Source organism: Sphingobacterium sp. UBA5639 (genome assembly GCF_002421245.1).
Taxonomy (GTDB): domain Bacteria; phylum Bacteroidota; class Bacteroidia; order Sphingobacteriales; family Sphingobacteriaceae; genus Sphingobacterium; species Sphingobacterium multivorum.
Map to the genome: position 1 here is coordinate 86,155 of NZ_DIJR01000002.1, position 18,426 is coordinate 104,580.

Genomic DNA, 18,426 nt, shown 5'->3' on the forward strand with positions numbered 1-18,426 from the left:
CTTTGCCTTATGGCTTAAAAGAATTCTTTTCTTTGTTTCATTATAAAATGATAAAATGGCACAAAGAACGATGACTTTAAAACCTTTCCTTACACTTATTACAGCAGCAGCATTATTATCGTCCTGTGGAGGCAACCAAGAACAACCGCAAGAGCAGGCAGTTACTGTTGACTTTATCGAATTATCTCCTACCCACGCGGAGACCGAAAAAAAATATCCTGGTACATTAGAGGGGACCGTCAACGTCGATGTCAAAGCGCAGGTAACGGGGTATCTCGAGCAGATTTATGTCAAAGAAGGAGACTATGTATCCCAGGGTCAACCCCTTTTCAAAATAAAAGCTGATGTCTACAACGAACAAGTAAACAACAGCAAGGCAGCTTACCAAGCTGCTTTATCGGCAGAACAAAACGCGAAATTGGAGATTGAAAAAATCAAACCACTTGTTGAGGGTAAAGTGTATACCGAATTACAGTTAAAAACTGCAGAGGCCAATTATGCCGCAGCTAAAGCGCAGGTAGCGCAAGCACAAGCTGCACTCGGTTCATCTCAAATAAATGCCAAATTTACGTTGATAAATGCGCCAGTGAGTGGTTATATCGGCCGTATTCCTAATCGGATCGGAAATTTAATTACCGCAGCAGATGCGACACCTTTAACAACGCTATCTGAAATCAATACCGTAAATGTATATTTTTCATTGAGTGAGGCCGATTTTATAGCCTTTATCAAAGATCATAATAACAAAACATCCAATCAACAAGCAACGCTATTACTGGCTGATGGAACAGCATACAACCATTCGGGGAAAGTAGAGTTAGCCAGTGGTAACATCGACAGAACAACAGGAAGCATGGCACTTAAAGCAAGTTTCATCAATCCCGAAAAAATTCTCCGTTCGGGTGGCTCAGCAAAAGTAATCTTGAAAAAAGCGCATGAAAACGTATTGTTGGTACCTATGGCCGCTGTCAAGGATATTCAAGACCGCTATTTCGTTTATGTTATTGGTGAGAAAAATAAAATTTCCATGAAACAGATTGAAATTGCAGGAAATACCGCTAACGCCTATTTACTAAAATCGGGACTCACAGCTGGTGAAAAAATCGTTATGAATAGAATTGACATGCTTAATGATGGAATGCAAGTTCAACCGACTAAAAAATCCACCATGTAACAAGAATAGCAGGTATAGCAAAAGCTGAACTGCTCAAAGAAAGGCAAGGCAACAAGCCTATACATTCAGTATTCACTTTTGGAAAAAAACGGTACTAAAAGCTTTATAAAATTTAAACTAAAATGTTAAAGAAATTTATTGACAGGCCAGTTTTGGCAACTGTTATATCGATCATATTTGTCATACTGGGGGTCATCGGTCTTTTTAGGCTGCCTCAAACGCGATTCCCGGATATCGCCCCGCCCACGGTTCAAGTTACCGGAAGCTATCCCGGAGGAAATAGCGAAACAGTATTGAGATCAGTTGTTACACCCCTTGAAGAGCAAATCAATGGTGTGGAGGACATGGAATACATTACATCTACTGCAAGTAATGACGGTACATTCTCTGTACGAATTGTCTTTAAAGCAGGTGTAAATCCAGATCAGGCAGCCGTTAATGTGCAAAACAGAGTACAACAGGCTACTCCTATCCTGCCACAGGAAGTTGTCCGAATGGGATTAACGACCTCCAAGCAACAAAATAGTATGATCATGATATTTAATATCTATACAGAAGATAATAAAAAATATGATGAACTATTTTTACAGAATTATGTGAACATCAACTTGATCCCACAGATCAAGCGTGTACCTGGCGTTGGTCAGGCCATGGTATTCGGTTCCAAAGACTATTCGATGCGTGTATGGTTGAATCCGCAAAAAATGGCGAGTTATGGACTTGTGCCACAAGAAGTCATTGCTGCAATTTCCAAACAAAGTTTGGAATCTGCACCTGGAAAATTAGGGGAAGAATCAAAAGCACCACTGGAATATGTCATACGCTATAAAGGGAAAAAGAACCTTCCTGAACAGTATGAAAACATTATCGTCAAAAACAATAACGTTCAGATCGTACGCTTAAAGGATGTGGCACGTATCGAATTTGGCTCAATTAGTTATAGTGGTAATTCGCAAAATAACGGCCTCAATACCGTTACCATTGGTATATTCCAGACATCAGGCTCCAACGCCAATGAAATTGAAATCGGAATCGATAAACAGATTGAAATAGCGCAACGCTCTTTCCCTCCTGGGATCAAGATTTTTAAATTGATCAGTACTAAAGAACGCTTGGATGAAAGTACGGCACAAGTACGTTCGACATTGATTGAAGCCTTCATTTTGGTTTTCCTCGTTGTATTTTTGTTCCTGCAGGATATACGGTCAACTATTATTCCAGCAATTGCAGTTCCAGTAGCCATCGTAGGTACTTTTTTCTTCCTGCTGGTGTTTGGCTTTACCATCAATATATTGACGTTATTTGCCTTAGTACTCGCCATTGGTATCGTTGTCGATGATGCAATTGTCGTTGTCGAAGCAGTACATGGAAAGATGGAGACTTCCAACTTAACCGGCAAGCAGGCTACCCATAGTGCCATGAGTGAAATCACAGGGGCTGTAATCTCCATTACCTTGGTTATGTGTGCAGTTTTTATTCCCATTGGATTTATGACAGGTTCATCGGGCATGTTTTATAAACAGTTTGCCTATACCCTTGTTATCGCCATTGTGATCTCCGCGATCAATGCCTTGACTTTAACACCAGCACTCTGCGCATTATTGCTTAAAAATACGCACGCCGAAAATCACGATGGGCAGACCCCAAAAACAGGATTTTCTCAACGTTTTTTCAAAGCGTTTAATGCTGGCTTCGAAAACATAACCAACCGATACATTGGTTCATTAAAATTCCTGGCAAAGAAAAAATGGATTTCGGCACTTTTGATCCTGGCTACAATTGGCGTTGCTGGATACCTCATGACAAGCACTTCCAAAAGTTTTGTACCAATGGAGGATGATAACTTTGTTGTATACAGTTTGGAAATGCCCCCGGGAACGGGACTTGATCGAACCACAAAAGCAGTAGAAAAAATCGAAAAACTACTTGCCGATATCCCTTCTATTGAAAGCCATACAAGTATTACTGGATTCAATATGATCGGTAACAACTCCAGCGCAGCCTATGCAACAGGATTTATACGCCTGAAAGATAAAAAGAAACGTGGTGAGATGAACGATATCGATCAAATTCACCAAGTGATCTCGCAAAAATTATCCAGTGTCAAAGAAGGTAACGCTATGGCCTTCCGCTCCCCTCCTGTTGATGGTTATGGTATGATGAATGGTGCGGAACTCGTTTTGCAGGACAGAGCTGGTAAATCGCCGGTAGAGCTCAAAGCAATGTCCGACTCCGTTATTGCGCAGATTATGAAACAACCCGGGGTGCAGTTTGCTTATACCATGTTCAGAGCAGATTATCCACAGATGGAGTTAGAAGTAGATGAAGACAAAGCTGCCCAACTTGGCGTAGATGTCAGTGAAATGCTTTCGTCCGTTCAAACTTACTTTGCGGGTGACCAATCATTGAATTTCAATCGTTTCGGTAAATTCTATCGGATAGCAGTTAAAGCGGATGGCATCTATAGAACCGATAAAGAAGCCTTCAACGAAATATTTGTCAAGAATAATCTTGGCCAAATGGTTCCGGTGAACACTTTGGTTACACTTCGTAAAGTTTATGGTCCTGAGTCGGTAACCCGTTATAATTTATACAATTCACTCACGATAAACGTGGTTAGTACACCTGGTATCAGTAATGGTGCGATCATGGAAACATTGGAGAAAAATGTATTGACCAAATTACCGGGAGACTATAGCTACGAATGGACGGGACTTAGCTTGGAAGAGAAGTCTTCGGGCAATCAGACTGTGCTTATCCTAGCATTAAGCTTACTATTTGTATATTTCTTACTATCAGCACAGTATGAAAGTTATTTATTGCCCCTTGCCGTCCTGTTATCAATCCCAACAGGTATGATCGGTTCTTTCCTAGGAACACGTGCCATTGGATTGGACAACAATATCTACGTCCAGGTCGGCTTGATCATGCTCATCGGTCTTTTGGCAAAAAATGCCATTTTGATTGTTGAATTTGCTTTACAGCGGAGAAGAGCAGGCTCCTCACTCATTGATTCGGCTTTAGAAGGCGCAAGAGCTCGTCTACGCCCAATCTTGATGACTTCATTGGCTTTCATTGCGGGTATGGTCCCCTTGATGTTTGCGACCGGCGGAACGGCTACAGGTAACCATTCCATCAGTACCGGAGCAGCAATGGGTATGTTAAGCGGTGTTATCCTTGGGGTAATTATTATACCATTACTGTACCTGGTGTTCCAATATTTGCAAGAAAAAGTTTCGGGTAAAAAGCTTACGGACAATACAGTACACAATACAAACGATTAAAATGAAAAGATTTCATCACTATATAACAATTTTTGCAAGCACTACCCTGTTGTTGTCCGCATGCAGCGTGGGGAAAAAATACACACGTCAGGAGATAGCAATGCCCGAAAATTTCAAAAACAGCGAGGTTGTCGTAACATCTGATACGCTACAACTATCCTGGCGTAACTTTGTACAGGATCCCTTGTTGACCTCACTCATTGAGAAGGCATTATCCAACAATACAGACGTCAATGTTGCACTCCTCAACATGCAACAATTGGAACTCGCGTACAAGCAGTCTAAGAAAGGGTTACTGCCAACAGCTGATTTAAGCGTTGGAGCGAATAGAACCTGGTTATCGAGCAACTCATTGAATGGCTCGCTGAGTGACCAATTTATCGGGACACCTTATATGGACGATTATAGTGCCACGCTCAGATTGTCTTGGGAAGCCGATATCTGGGGAAAGGTAAAAATGCAAAAAGAGGAATCTATGGCCAATTTTTTTGGCCAAAAGGAAAATTTATCGGCTCTGAAAACCCGGGTGATTGTACAGGTCATCCAGTCCTATTATAATCTGATTGCTTTGGATGAGCAGCTTAAGATTGCACAAAGAAATGTTCAATTGAGCGACAGCACACTGAATATGATACGTTTGCAATACAACTCATCACTGGTCAGTTCGCTTGCCGTGGAGCAAGCCGAAGCTCAGAAGAAAACTGCTGAATTGTTGATTCCCCTAGCCCATCAAAACATGGCTGTAGAAGAAAATGCACTGAGCATTCTTTGCGGAGGTTTCCCCCAGGGCATTCAACGTACAGCAAGTTTAGATGATACGATTGTTGGAGACGGACTTGCTACAGGGGTGCCGGCAGAACTCTTGAGCCGCAGACCAGATGTCAGAGCAGCTGAATACGCTGTTGTGGCTGCGACAAGCAGAATGGGACTCGCTAAAGCAGCAATGTACCCCTCCATAAGCTTGACTCCATCCATTGGTACAAACTCCATTCAATTTAGCAAATGGTTTGATCTACCGGGTTCTATTGTGAAAACAATAGCAGGGAATATTGCTCAACCGATTTTTCAGAAAGGGGCCTTGAAAACAAACTATGAGATATCGGTCATCGAACGCGAAAAGATAGCTTTGCAGTTTAAACAGTCGGTTATGGTCGCAGTTTCGGAAGTTTCTGATGCCTTGGCAAAAATCAAACATACAGAACAGCGCCTGCGACTTATCCACGCCAAATCAAATGCCCTCGCCAAAGCCACCGCTGATGCGGCCTTACTTTACAAAAGTGGGATGGCAAACTATTTGGAAGTGATAACTGCCCAAAACAATGCACTTCAAAATGATTTGGAACGTATTACAGTAAAACGGGAAAAGCTCAATGCGGCCATAGATCTTTACCGTGCACTGGGGGGCGGAACGGATACTTTACCGCCAAATACGCCATAAAAGCAGAAAATAAAAAGCACAAAATAAAGGCAACTGAATAAATATACGCCCCTAGAAGCAAAAACTTCCTAGGGGCTTTTTCATTACTTTTTTGCAGCTGCGCCCAAAATTCCCTATCTTCGGGTAAATACAAATATGATGAATAGAACGAGTTGTCTTCCTCCTCCAGTAGCGTAATATTTTTTCCCGATATTACTGAAGCCCAATACCAGAAATGGACCGATTTGCTGTGCTTCTTATTTTCTATCAATTTTATTATTTAACATCTTTCGTCCTTATTGGGCGGAACTGGAAGACAATTTCTTATGAAACATTCATATTTCATGCTGCACCTTGCTGTGCTGTGCCTGGGACTATCTGGCGTATTTGGAAAAGTGATTTCACTCAACGAGGGGATACTCACATGGTACCGTGTATTTTTAGCTGCCGTTATCCTATTTTTTATTCTAAAATGGTATAAAATACCTACAGATTTTACTTTCAAAGAGAAACTGCATATTGCAAAAAATGGGCTACTATTGACAGCATCCTGGCTATTATTCTATGCTAGCATCAAATATTCAAACATTTCCATCGGCGTGATCTGCTACTGTATGGCAAGTTTTTTTACCGCTATTTTTGCACCGATGATCAATAAAACCAAATTTAGATTGTCTGAACTTCTGTTGAGTGGACTTACGTTGTGTGGGATAGCACTGATATTTCACTTCGATACCTCGCACCAGCTTGGCATAGTCTTAGGGATAATTTCTCCGGCTTTTGCCTCACTCTATGCGGTTCACAATGAAAAATTGACCAAAAAGTACAATGCAATATGCATTAATTATTATCAAATGATCGGTGGAACAATAGGGCTGGCATGTCTACTTCCTTTTTACATTCAGCACTATCCAATCAGCACTTTCATTCCCAATGCCCTGGATATTTTCTATCTGATCATCCTATCTTTATGTTGCACTGTGGGAGTCTATCTCGCATTTACAGAAATCTTAAAGAAGATATCAGCATTTACATTGAACTTAAGCTTAAATCTTGAGCCAGTATATGCTATTTTGATTGCATTTTTACTTCTTAATGAAGCAAGAGAATTAAACCTATCCTTCTATGTTGGACTGTTTTTGGTAGTTTCATCTGTGTTATTGCAGTATTGGATCAGCAGTAAAAAGAGCGCTTAAGAACCTCCATTCATTTCCCAGTCCAACGAAGATTGGGAAATGAATATTGTTTCCTCCTTGTGCCAAGCAGGTAGCCCCGATAAACAGGTAGCCCCGAAAAAACATGTTGAAAAGAAAAATGTGTGTCATTTTCAACAAAGCCTTATATTTATGAAACGATTCGGGTTAATTCCAAAACCGGCACAACCGGTCAAGCAATTTATTATATATACATTAAATAGATAGTTCCGTTATGAGCAATAGCAGTACAGAAAACAAATTTGTCAACCAGCAGATCCAATACCTTGAGTTTGTATCAAGCGACCTTGAACGTGCCAAAGCATTCTACTCAACGAGTTTCGGTTGGGAGTTTACGGATTACGGACCAGCATATACGGCTTTTGGCGGAAAATATGTTGATGGTGGTTTTACACTTGGTGCCCCCAGAAATGGCAGTATTCTCGTCGTTATCTATGCCGACGATCTACAGGCTACGCGTGATCAGGTTATCCGTGCTGGCGGGACCATATTAAAAGATATTTTTAGCTTTCCCGGAGGAAAAAGATTTCAGTTCCAGGATCCTGATGGATATGAATTAGCCGTATGGACTGTTGAATAAAAGTTAAATACAATATATACTCAAATACAAAGCCCCCATATTTTTCTCATCTGGGGGCTTTGTATTTTAAAATCAGGCTCTTTTAGCTTTCTGATAGTTTTTATTTTTATTCCTATTGAAACGCTTCTTCTTATGCTGTGGATTCTTTTTGGCAGGATTGTAAGTAGGTCCCGCTTCAAACCCCTCTGGCAATGGAAGTTGTTCAATCGGATAACCTATTAAATTCTCGATCTGAGCGAAACGGTTTTGGTCTTTCTCATTGACAAAGGTAATGGCTGTTCCTGTAGTTGCTGCCCGTGCAGTACGTCCAATACGGTGTACGTAGTCTTCCGGATCTGGTGGAACATCGTAATTAACGACCAAACTGATCCCCACCACATCGATACCGCGAGATATCACATCTGTCCCTACCAGTACCCGTACCTGACGAGACCGGAATCTAGCCATGATATCTTCCCGTTTCGACTGCTCGAGATCCGAATGGAAACCCTCCGCATCAATCCCCTGCTTCTGTAATTCCTGAGCGAGAAGTTTGACCGTAGTTTTTTGGGACGCAAAAATAATAACAGATACATAGTTCGGATCCTTCAGTATATTCTTCAGAAGCTCCATTTTCTGTTGATCATACGCAAGATATACACTTTGATCTATCCCTTCCGAAGGTTTAGAAATGGCAATATTAACTTCCACAGGCTCTTGCAGAATTTTTCGGGCAAAAGATCTGATCTTCATCGGCATCGTCGCCGAAAACAAAAGCATCTGCTTTTTCTTCGGTAGATAACTTACAATACGTAAAATATCGTCTTGAAATCCCATATCCAGCATACTATCGGCTTCATCCAAAACAAAGTGCTTTAAATGAGAGAGATCAATCTTCATGGAGGTAAGATGGCTTATCAACCTTCCCGGCGTAGCAACAATAATATTTACCCCCTCTCGTATGGCCCGTTTTTGCTGTTCATACCCCATACCATCACCACCACCATAAATGGCTATGGATGTTGCACCCGTATAATAAGACATGCCCATAATCTGCTGGTCAATTTGCATAGCAAGTTCCCGGGTCGGAACAAGGATAATAGCGAGGATAGATTCCCTTGAATTCCGTGCTATTGCATCGAGGATCGGCAACATATAAGCTGCTGTTTTACCTGTACCTGTCTGTGCACAGGCAATCATATCTTTTCCCTCTTTAATAATCGGGATGGTCTGTTCTTGGATCGGCGTAGCCTCCTCAAACATCATACTTTCTAAACCTTCTTCCAAAGCCGGAACAAAGCCAAATTCATCAAATCTCAACGTATTGTTTTTATTGTTGTGCCCTAAATTACTAAATCTAATTCATAAAAGTCTAAAATTAATACCTATAGCTCGTTATCCGCTTTCAAATAGATGCCCAAATAGGATTAATCTTTAACCTTCGACTGCTATCTATTCAAAATCTAATCAATAACCCCTGTTTTCTTTGTAGCTGACACAGCGCTCAAAACGACGTAGCCTAGCAGGCCGGCGCATAAAGAAGCGATCAGAACCGCGAACTTGGCCTCTTCAATCAGCATGCTATCATCAAAAGACAGTATCGAGATGAAGATCGACATCGTGAAACCGATTCCCCCCAATAAGCCTACTCCAAAAATCTGTTTCCAGCCAGCCCCTTCCGGTAATTGCGCAATCTTCAACTTCTTCGCAATATAACAGATCAAAAATATACCAATTGATTTACCAGCGATAAGACCAAGGATAATACCAATCCCCAATTTTGAAGTCAAACCACCAATCATTTCCCCATGGATTGGAATAAGCGTATTCGCAAATGCAAACAGCGGAATGATAATAAAATTGACGGGTTTGGTCAATAGATGCTCCAATTTTTCCAGGGGAGATTCTTCCGCATCCGGTGTTGTTGGTAACGTCATAGCCACCAACACGCCAGCTATTGTTGCATGAATTCCCGAGTGGTGAACAAAGTACCAAATAAATAGACCCGGAACAAGGTAAGCCCATATCGCTTTAACGCCCAGTTTATTCAACACGATCAAAAACAGAAAGATGCCTAAAGCAATAAATAAATAGGTCGCATGAATACCATTGCTATAAAAGATCGCAATGACCAAAATGGCAAGTAAGTCATCAACAATGGCCAGAGCAGCCAAAAAGATTTTAAGACTGGCAGGAACCTTATTTCCCAGAAGCGTGATAACAGCTAAAGCAAATGCAATATCCGTCGCCATAGGGATACCCCAGCCGTTTGCCGTATTGGTTCCCTGATTTAATACAAAATAAATGATGGCTGGCAAAAGTGCCCCACCAACCGCAGCCAAAATGGGCAGGATTGCTTTACTTGGCGATGAGAGTTCACCCTCTACAATTTCACGTTTTATCTCGAGCCCCACCAGTAAAAAGAAAATAGCCATCAAACCATCGTTGAGCCACAATAACCACGAATATTTTAAATGAACATAATCGCTCTCAAAGCCTACTTCCTTGTTCAGGAATTCCATTACACTGGCATACAAAGGTGTATTTGCAACGATCAATGCTAGAATAACACAGGAAAAAAGTATAATTCCACCTGCAAAGCTGGATTTTAAGAATTCTCTAAAGACAGTTAAATTGATAAGTTTTGACATGATTTGAATATCTAAAAACGCTTACAAAGGTTCACAAGATACGATTTTTAGGACCATTTACCGAATTCGAGCGACGATATCCCGGGCTATATCCAATGTAGCTACCCTTTTATTTTTCGAACCTAACAAATCAAATGGGAGAAACAGACATTATACATTAAATTTTTATAAAAAGCTTTGTCATTTTTTAATGAAATAATTTGGCTTTGTTGCAAAAAATACTTAGCTTGCTACTATAGTTAATAAACCGTTTATTATGTGCAAGAAGTGGATTTTCATGGTACTTCTTTTCGTGGCAAATTTTACATATGCGCAGACGACAGAGGATAAAACCCAACATTCAGGTTCCCATTACATTATTTTAGCAATCATCGCTATTATTGTCATTGTTTATATATTATACAGGAGGCAAAAGAGGAAATTTAATGAATAAGGGAGATCAGTAGATCTCCCTTATTCATTAAATTTCCTCTTTATACCCTTCTCTTTCCTATCGACCTTTCAATGCCTCACATCTTAATCACGAATCGGTTCATTCGTTTGTGCTAATCGTTGCGATCCCGTATTTGCCGGACATGCAATATCGTCTGTTGCATCGTATACAAGCTTCTTGCCATTCAATTTTGTAATCAACTCTTGAGGGACATACACCTGAACTTTGGTAATCGCATAACCACTTGGAAAATAGCGAACATAATAACCATCGGGGTGAAGCGTCCAAATACCACTTGGCACGTCCGTACGAGGTTCAGCCATACCAGCTAAGATTGCATATTGTTCAAAATCAGCGTACGAATAGTTTCCTGAGGAAACGAGCTGCCGAATATTATTTTCCGCTTCAAAGATTGTCTGTACTGCAGGAGGCATTTGGTCTTTTGCCTTTTGGACAACATCGAATGGCAAAACGCCGAGCGCACCACCTTCCAAATGCAAAATTTGTTCAGCTGTAAGCAATTTTAAGGCTGTCTCTTTCACCGGACCCGAATAATCAATAAATTTTGTCTTCGCTATGATCGTCCACAATAGCATCTGTATGTCAGATTGTGCAACTTCCGGGTGCTTTTCAGCACTTTTCAAAATTGCAATGACCACTTCTCTCTTCTTGCCCAATGTAGGTGCATACATATATCCATCACCTTTTGAAGGCGCATAAGTACCTGCTTTCAAGCAATAGCTCTTATTGGTCATTTCAAAATGTCCAGCCTCCAATAAGTAACCATCATTGCCATTCTTTTGCAAATTTTCTAAAGGTTTATAAACAGCCGTATTTTGAAAATCGGGCATTTGCTCCCCCTTCCTATTTACATCTTCAAAACTTGTACTAATCGCTTCTGGTTCCTTTAGCAGTTTATCCAAACCCAACATTTTGCTTCCCTTGGAAGCAACGGCTTTGCTTGCCTTATCCAATAGCCCTCCAAATTGAGCCGAGGCTCCTTGGATATTAAATAAAAAAGCAACTGTAAGTATAACGACACCGGTTATTCTATTTCTTTTCATAATTGATTTCATTTCAGCTCTTGTCCACAAAAAAGAAGCCAATTTAAATCACCAACACAATATTTATAATTTATTAATTCCTTGTTTGCACACATTGCCGGATTTCACACGTCATTTCAAGATCCTCTTCATCCTTTGAAATTTCAGACCATACAGGTTTTCAAAAGAAGCTAAAAACAGTTGATTTCCCCAACATTACTCTCCGCAATTTCTCCTGAAACTGATCACCGTAAATAGTTAAAAATACAATATTAAAACGTATCTTTGCTGCATGATTAATGTGTCAAATCTCTCCCTTCGTTTTGGTAAACGTGTACTATTCGAAGATGTCAATCTAAAATTCACACCTGGAAACTGTTACGGTATTATTGGCGCTAATGGAGCAGGTAAATCTACTTTCTTAAAAATTATCTCAGGGGAAGTTGATCCTTCGACAGGTTCAGTGGCATTCACGCCAGGCGAACGCATGTCTGTTTTAAGTCAGGATCACTATGCTTTCGACGAGTTTACTGTTCTTGAAACTGTCATGATGGGTAACCAAGAGCTTTACAAAATCATGAAAGAGAAAGATGCCATTTACATGAAAGAGGATTTCTCTGATGCCGACGGCGAACGTGCCGGCGAATTGGAAAGTCTTTTTGCTGAAATGGATGGATGGAATGCCGAATCAAATGCCGCAACTTTATTGAGCAGTTTGGGTATTAAAGAAGAACTACATTATAAGTTGGTTTCTGAAATCGACGGTAACCAAAAAGTGCGCGTACTTTTAGCGCAAGCATTATTCGGTAAACCCGATATTCTGATTCTCGATGAGCCTACCAATGATTTGGATATTAATACCATTGCATGGTTAGAGGATTTTTTAGCGAGTTACGAAGCAATCGTCCTCGTTGTATCCCACGACCGTCACTTCTTGGATGCTGTATGTACGCATACAGTGGATATTGATTTTGGTAAGATGACAATCTATACGGGTAACTACTCATTCTGGTACGAATCTTCTCAATTAGCGTTAAAGCAACGTTCTGATCAAAACAAGAAGATGGAAGATAAAGTAAAAGAACTCCAGGAATTTATCCGTCGGTTCTCTGCCAATGCTTCCAAATCCAAACAGGCTACGTCTCGTAAAAAAGCCTTGGATAAGATCAATATTGACGAGATTAAACCATCCAACCGAAAATATCCTGCCATCATGTTCAATACCATGAATCGTGAACCAGGAGATCAAACGCTACAAGTTGAAGGATTAAGCAAAACGGTCAATGGCGAGGTATTCTTTAAGGATATCACGTTTATGATTAATAAAGGCGATAAAATCGCTGTTCTAGGTCCAAATTCATTGGTTACCACAGCATTTTACGATATTATCACTGGTAGAGACACCGATTTCGGCGGCGAATTCAAATGGGGCGTTACCATCACTCCTGCCGATATGCCGATTGAAAATGCCGCGTTCTTTGAAGGAAAAAGTGATAATTTGGTTGAGTGGTTGAGAGAATATACAACTAACCCAGAAGCAGATGAACAGTTTATACGGGGATTTTTGGGGAAAATGTTATTTTCCGGTGAAGAGGTTATGAAGAAAGTATCTGTGCTTTCGGGAGGAGAAAAAATGCGCTGTATGTTCTCCCGTATGATGCTTCAAGGTGCCAACTTCCTGATCTTCGATGAACCAACCAATCACTTGGACTTGGAATCTATCACTGCATTGAACAATGGAATGTCTGATTTTAAAGGATCCATGTTGTTCACATCCCGTGACCACGAATTGACTGAAACTGTTGCCAATAGAATCATCGAATTGACGCCGAAAGGTATCATCGACAAATTGATGACTTACGATGAATACATTAATAGCGATGTAGTGAAAGCACAACGTGAAGAAATGTATAAATAAATAAGATAATTTATCCCAATTTAATAAAGGCTCCATAATTCATTTTATGGGGCTTTTTTGATGTCCATTAAAAAAGCACTGAGGGGTTCAGTGCTAATCGCGATTGATATGAAAGAATTGAGAAAGTTTTTATTTTACTGAACCGACGGTTTGACAATACGCCAGCCTAATTGTAAGGACACTGCACAATGATCGGATAAATCTTGGCCCTTTTCGTTTTGAAAAAGCTTTTTTTGAACCTGATAATTCTTTGCCTCAAATAGCAAATGATGATCGTTGCGATAGTAGATTTTATCAATACCTTCACAATCCTCTGTTAACTCCAACGCCGTTTTCGCTTCAAAGTTCGCTTGATGCGCAGGAATATCACCTTTGTTGCGTAAACTTACCCATGCATCTACCAAACCTAAGTCCTTCTGAAAAGAACCGATGTTATCCAGCTCGTAAGCATAATGTGCATTAAAGTCACCCATAATCAAAAGTGGTCTGCCAGCCGAATACTTTTTGATATAGGCTTTTAGCTGATTTATATTCTTCTGCCGGGCAATCGTTGCATTCTGATCATCCTGCGCTGTAGCATGTACATTATAAACATCAATAAATACTGCCTTGGCCAATTGAATTCGAGCATAAGAAAAGCCTTTAGGCGTCAGACAATCTGCACCATTGCAATCGGTCCAGCTTATTCGCTCAAACTCTACGATCGGATATTTTGAAAGTGTACTCAGCCCGTCCCCAAAAGGTACTCCACCCATATTTGCCGTTCGGTAGCTATGCTTATTTTCGCTGTAAAGAAACTTGTTGTAGTTAAAGTCCTCCTGTACATTGACAATATCAAACGCATTGATCCGATTGCCGATCGACGTAATACTGGAAGACCGCTCGGTTACAGCACTGGAAATCAATTCAGGAAGGCCAGCTATATTGTATGTTAACAAATTTAGCTTTCCGTATGTCGCCTCCGGCATAGCTGCATACACCGAATTACTAAACTTCGGCTGTTGTTTTGGCTTCAACTTAAAACCCAACATAACACCGGCAGACGCACAAATAAATAAGATGACAATCTTTCGAAAACCCTTGGGTCTAATTTTTTTTTCGAACAATAGATCTAATAGCATGGACTGAATATTTTGTTCACTCCAAAGGTACTCCACCAACATTAGCTCTATTATCATATTCAATTAATTCTACTTTTAATAATCATGCACAAATCATTAAAAACTAATAATTTATAAACACTATAATGACAAAAGGTTAATACCTGCATAGCATAGGGGTTACAGCTTTCAACTATTTTTATACAACCCCTAATAAGAATAACATGAGAAAGGTAGCCTTCTTTACAGAGATACTCGTCGAGGATTTTGACGGTGCATCACGGACAATGTTTCAGCTGATAAACCGTATAGACCAGCAGAAATTCAACTATTTCTTTATTTATGGCGGCGGCCCTACGCAATTTCGAACTTTCCATTCTTACAAGGTTCCCACATTCAAAATACCGGTCAATGACGATTATTGTCTCGCTATTCCACAGCTTATTAAAAAGAAACTTGAGCTCGCTTTAGATAAATTTGCTCCCGACATGATCCATATTGCGACTCCTTCCCTTTTAGGTTTTTTTGCATTGAATTATGCCAAACGGAAAGGTATTCCTGTCCTTACAATCTATCATACACACTTCATTTCATACATTGCCTATTATTTCAAAAACATATTACCCTTAGTCAAACCGACTGAACAATGGATGAAAAAAGCAATGAATAACTTTTACAACAAATGTGATATTGTCTATGTACCGACCAAATCCATTCTAAATGAATTACAGCAGATCGGCTTACAACAAGAAGGATTAAAACTGTGGCAAAGAGGAATAGACACAGCTCTGTTTAACCCCCAAAAAAAGAATCTATCTCAACTGCAGACCATCACAAAGAATGACAAACCAACAATCCTTTTTGTCAGTCGTATCGTCTGGGAAAAAAATATTAAAACGCTTATTGAAATCTATCAACAGATACAGGCTCAAAACCTCGACTATAATTTCATTGTTGTCGGTGAAGGAACAGCCAAAATAATTGCGATGCAAGAGATGCCTAAAGCTATTTTCTTAGGAAAGAAAAGCCATGATGAGCTCGCAATTTTATATGCTTCGGCCGATGCCTTTGTTTTTCCGTCGGTCTCAGAAACGTATGGAAACGTCGTCGTCGAAGCATTAGCATCCGGACTTCCTTGTGTTATCGCCAACGGCGGAGGCTCGGCCTCCTTGATTCAGCACGGAAAAAATGGATTTAAGTGTCAACCTGAAAATGCGGCTGGATATGTTTACTACCTCAAAAAAATTCTCTCCGACGCAAGCTTAAAAAAGAATCTCGTCATTGAAGGTCTATCCTATGTTGGGCAACTGGATTGGAATAGACTAGCTGGACGCTATTTTAATGACATTGAACTATTGATAGACAAAACACAGGAAGTCGATTTGGCATGGGCAAATTAACAAACCCAAGCCAACTCATCAAAGGTGTTTTTTTACTTTTGATTCTGGCGTCCATCACGATCTTTTTAGCGAAAAGCGATTTAAATGCGTTGAAAAAAGAGCTCTCCTCTGTTGGTTATCGCTTCATCGTTATTTTGTTTACAACTTGCGCGGCCTATTTTTTAGGTACATTAGCTTGGTGGATATGTTTAGGCCCTGCAAAAAAGAAGGTCAATCTGCTCGAACTCTTTGCCGTCCGTCAAATCGGGGAAACCGTTGGACTATTCAATCCCACCAGCATTATCGGTGGCGATTTATTAAAGGCACAATTGATAACCCGTTATGACATTCCTTTAAAAGAAGGATTGAATTCGGTTGCAATATCCCGTATTACTGCCGTACTGTCTCAATTGACACTCTTTTTGATTGCTATGATTTGGTTGATATTTTCTCCTTTAAAAAATGAAATTATACGCTACGCAGGCCCAGTAATTTATATGATCTGTATGTTCTTATTTCTTTTGATGATCTTGATACTTTACTGGTTAATAGCTGCAAAAAGTCCCTCACAAACCAAGGCTTCAACAGCAACACCTTTTGGAAAAACACAAGCGCATGTTCAGTCACTACTTTGGAGTGTAAAAGACTTTTATAAACATCAAAATAAGGTTTTTTGGTATTCTTACTTACTTTTTGCACTACATTGGATTATTGGCAGCCTTGAATTCTATTATATTCTAAAATTTTTGGGTGTTTCAGTACAACCAATACATGGTTTAATAGTAGATATGAGCGTCATTGTGCTAAAAAGCATCGGTGCTTTTATTCCAGGACAACTGGGTATTGAAGAAATCGCCAATAAGCTCCTACTCCATATGATCGGTATTACAGGAGGTAGTATTTGGCTCAGTGCTTCATTATTACGTCGCGGCCGACAGCTCACCTGGGTAGCACTGGGTTTTATATTTTATCTATGCATCAAAAAGAAACCAGTACATGTACCCCTCTGAAATAGAAATACTTTTTGTCAGCCACAAATATCCCCCAAGTGTTGGCGGTATGGAAAAACAAAGCTTTGAACTGATCAATACTGCGGCTCTTTACTTGAAGGTACACACCTTAGTCTATGACAATAGGGAACCTCTTTTAGCCTTCTTCTTCCTACTGAATCGCCGCATTCTAGCCAAAATTAACGATAACCCCGGCATCAAGCTTATCCACTTTAATGATGGATTAATTGCATCCTTCGCCTCTTTTCACAAAGGATATACCCATTTAAAACGTGCTGTCACGCTTCACGGTCTGGATATCGTTTTTCCACTTCGTTATTTTCAACGTAAGATTATACCGCGGTTTAACACTTTTGATCAGCTTATTGCCGTTAGCCAAGCCACCGCCGACGCCGCACAGTTACGCGGTATCGATCCATCCAAAATCATTGTTATACCCAACGGTGTAGATCCGATACACTGCTCCACTCAAAACAATGAACCAACCTGCGAAAGCAGGCCCTATTTTATCACTTTGGGACGCCCTGTTAAGCGGAAGGGCTTCTCGTGGTTGATGAAACATGTCATCCCCGCGATTCAGGGCGATTTCAAATTACTAATGGTGGGGCCATTCGATCAAAAACCGCAATGGAAAGAACGCCTATTGCAGCTTACACCAAAAAAGATAAATCATTTAATCACCCTATTCCTCGGATTTCCCACCGATCAAGGGGCCATCCGAAAATTACTGAAAGCATACCCCGAAAAAATTGAACATCTTGGAAAAGTTCCATTCGAACAACTGCAAAGCCTCCTGACCAACGCACAGGCCTTTTTGATGCCCAATATTGAAATGGCCGGTGATATGGAAGGCTTTGGGCTCGTCTGCCTAGAAGCTTCCACAGCAGGCACAATTGTTGTTGCCGCCGAATTAGAAGGAATTACAAGCGCCGTTACACACAATTACAATGGGCTTCTCCTGCCAAGCGAAAACCAAAACGCATGGATCGAACAACTTCAAGCCATTTTAGAAGATCCAGTCCACTATAAAAAGCTAAGCCTACAATTTAAACAGAATACCCTAAAACAATATAGCTGGGATATTATGGCCAGATCCTATTGCCAATCATTTGCAGACTTAATTACAGCAGCAGATAAATAATTGAATTTAATACCGCATCAAGTTGACTGCTTCTGTCATCCACGCGGAAAGCTCTTCAAAAGGCATTGTTTATAGAACTTACTTGCTTGCTTGCTTGCTTGCT

The 18,426-nt window shown here is 40.3% G+C and carries 13 protein-coding genes; 9 read left to right on the forward strand and 4 right to left on the reverse strand.

All coding sequences use genetic code 11. The annotated features are described in order from the left end of the window. The first annotated feature begins 55 nt into the window (after positions 1-55). From B4Z90_RS01170 to B4Z90_RS01190, 5 genes are all read left to right on the forward strand, one after another. Positions 56-1,174 (forward strand): efflux RND transporter periplasmic adaptor subunit, encoded by a 1,119-nt coding sequence (locus B4Z90_RS01170; protein ID WP_088162107.1) that lies wholly within the window; start codon positions 56-58, stop codon positions 1,172-1,174. A 122-nt stretch (positions 1,175-1,296) separates the two neighbouring features. Further along, positions 1,297-4,458, forward strand: a complete 3,162-nt coding sequence (locus B4Z90_RS01175) for an efflux RND transporter permease subunit (RefSeq protein ID WP_286801212.1) — start codon at positions 1,297-1,299, stop codon at positions 4,456-4,458. A 1-nt stretch (position 4,459) separates the two neighbouring features. After that, positions 4,460-5,896, forward strand: coding sequence for an efflux transporter outer membrane subunit (locus B4Z90_RS01180; protein WP_286801213.1), 1,437 nt, complete (start codon positions 4,460-4,462; stop codon positions 5,894-5,896). A gap of 305 nt (positions 5,897-6,201) precedes the next feature. Next, the gene (locus B4Z90_RS01185) at positions 6,202-7,071 is read left to right on the forward strand and encodes a DMT family transporter (protein ID WP_115045744.1); all 870 of its coding nucleotides are present in this window, start codon (positions 6,202-6,204) and stop codon (positions 7,069-7,071) included. Between the two features lie 232 nt (positions 7,072-7,303). Continuing rightward, positions 7,304-7,669, forward strand: a complete 366-nt coding sequence (locus tag B4Z90_RS01190; RefSeq protein WP_286801215.1) for a VOC family protein — start codon at positions 7,304-7,306, stop codon at positions 7,667-7,669. Positions 7,670-7,741: 72 nt separating this feature from the next. Here the strand turns inward: B4Z90_RS01190 and B4Z90_RS01195 are convergent, their stop codons facing one another. From B4Z90_RS01195 to B4Z90_RS01205, 3 genes are all read right to left on the reverse strand, one after another. Continuing rightward, positions 7,742-8,968 (reverse strand): DEAD/DEAH box helicase, encoded by a 1,227-nt coding sequence (locus tag B4Z90_RS01195; protein ID WP_286801216.1) that lies wholly within the window; start codon positions 8,966-8,968, stop codon positions 7,742-7,744. Positions 8,969-9,111: 143 nt separating this feature from the next. Next, a complete protein-coding gene (gene nhaA, locus B4Z90_RS01200) occupies positions 9,112-10,299 on the reverse strand; it encodes a Na+/H+ antiporter NhaA (RefSeq protein WP_286801217.1) in 1,188 nt (395 codons plus the stop codon). A 516-nt stretch (positions 10,300-10,815) separates the two neighbouring features. Beyond that, a complete protein-coding gene (locus B4Z90_RS01205) occupies positions 10,816-11,796 on the reverse strand; it encodes a hypothetical protein (protein ID WP_115045738.1) in 981 nt (326 codons plus the stop codon). A gap of 271 nt (positions 11,797-12,067) precedes the next feature. On the opposite strand from B4Z90_RS01205, the gene B4Z90_RS01210 reads away from it, so the two are divergent. Continuing rightward, positions 12,068-13,693, forward strand: a complete 1,626-nt coding sequence (locus B4Z90_RS01210) for an ABC-F family ATP-binding cassette domain-containing protein (protein ID WP_115045736.1) — start codon at positions 12,068-12,070, stop codon at positions 13,691-13,693. Between the two features lie 134 nt (positions 13,694-13,827). On the opposite strand, the gene B4Z90_RS01215 is transcribed toward B4Z90_RS01210, so the two are convergent. Further along, positions 13,828-14,871, reverse strand: coding sequence for an endonuclease/exonuclease/phosphatase family protein (locus tag B4Z90_RS01215; RefSeq protein WP_115045734.1), 1,044 nt, complete (start codon positions 14,869-14,871; stop codon positions 13,828-13,830). Between the two features lie 146 nt (positions 14,872-15,017). Between B4Z90_RS01215 and B4Z90_RS01220 the strand changes: the two genes are divergently transcribed. From B4Z90_RS01220 to B4Z90_RS01230, 3 genes are read left to right on the forward strand one after another with little or no spacing between them, the layout of a single operon-like run. Further along, on the forward strand, positions 15,018-16,193 hold the full coding sequence (locus tag B4Z90_RS01220; protein ID WP_115045733.1) for a glycosyltransferase family 4 protein: 1,176 nt from the start codon (positions 15,018-15,020) through the stop codon (positions 16,191-16,193). After that, the gene (locus tag B4Z90_RS01225) at positions 16,181-17,182 is read left to right on the forward strand and encodes a lysylphosphatidylglycerol synthase transmembrane domain-containing protein (RefSeq protein ID WP_115045731.1); all 1,002 of its coding nucleotides are present in this window, start codon (positions 16,181-16,183) and stop codon (positions 17,180-17,182) included. Before B4Z90_RS01220 ends, B4Z90_RS01225 begins: the two co-directional genes overlap by 13 nt. 49 nt (positions 17,183-17,231) lie before the next feature. Next, positions 17,232-18,323: a glycosyltransferase family 4 protein gene (locus tag B4Z90_RS01230; protein WP_236560225.1), complete on the forward strand. Its 1,092-nt coding sequence runs from the start codon at positions 17,232-17,234 to the stop codon at positions 18,321-18,323. Positions 18,324-18,426: the final 103 nt, after the last annotated feature.

Bases quoted from the DNA above. Each gene is read 5' to 3' on its own strand.
- B4Z90_RS01175 (WP_286801212.1), top strand. From the start codon at position 1,297: ATGTTAAAGAAATTTATTGACAGGCCAGTTTTGGCAACTGTTATATCG.
- nhaA (WP_286801217.1), bottom strand. From the start codon at position 10,299: ATGTCAAAACTTATCAATTTAACTGTCTTTAGAGAATTCTTAAAATCC.
- B4Z90_RS01225 (WP_115045731.1), top strand. From the start codon at position 16,181: ATGGGCAAATTAACAAACCCAAGCCAACTCATCAAAGGTGTTTTTTTA.
- B4Z90_RS01190 (WP_286801215.1), top strand. From the start codon at position 7,304: ATGAGCAATAGCAGTACAGAAAACAAATTTGTCAACCAGCAGATCCAA.
- B4Z90_RS01230 (WP_236560225.1), top strand. From the start codon at position 17,232: ATGGAAAAACAAAGCTTTGAACTGATCAATACTGCGGCTCTTTACTTG.
- B4Z90_RS01180 (WP_286801213.1), top strand. From the start codon at position 4,460: ATGAAAAGATTTCATCACTATATAACAATTTTTGCAAGCACTACCCTG.
- B4Z90_RS01210 (WP_115045736.1), top strand. From the start codon at position 12,068: ATGATTAATGTGTCAAATCTCTCCCTTCGTTTTGGTAAACGTGTACTA.
- B4Z90_RS01170 (WP_088162107.1), top strand. From the start codon at position 56: ATGGCACAAAGAACGATGACTTTAAAACCTTTCCTTACACTTATTACA.
- B4Z90_RS01215 (WP_115045734.1), bottom strand. From the start codon at position 14,871: ATGATAATAGAGCTAATGTTGGTGGAGTACCTTTGGAGTGAACAAAAT.
- B4Z90_RS01220 (WP_115045733.1), top strand. From the start codon at position 15,018: ATGAGAAAGGTAGCCTTCTTTACAGAGATACTCGTCGAGGATTTTGAC.
- B4Z90_RS01205 (WP_115045738.1), bottom strand. From the start codon at position 11,796: ATGAAAAGAAATAGAATAACCGGTGTCGTTATACTTACAGTTGCTTTT.
- B4Z90_RS01185 (WP_115045744.1), top strand. From the start codon at position 6,202: ATGAAACATTCATATTTCATGCTGCACCTTGCTGTGCTGTGCCTGGGA.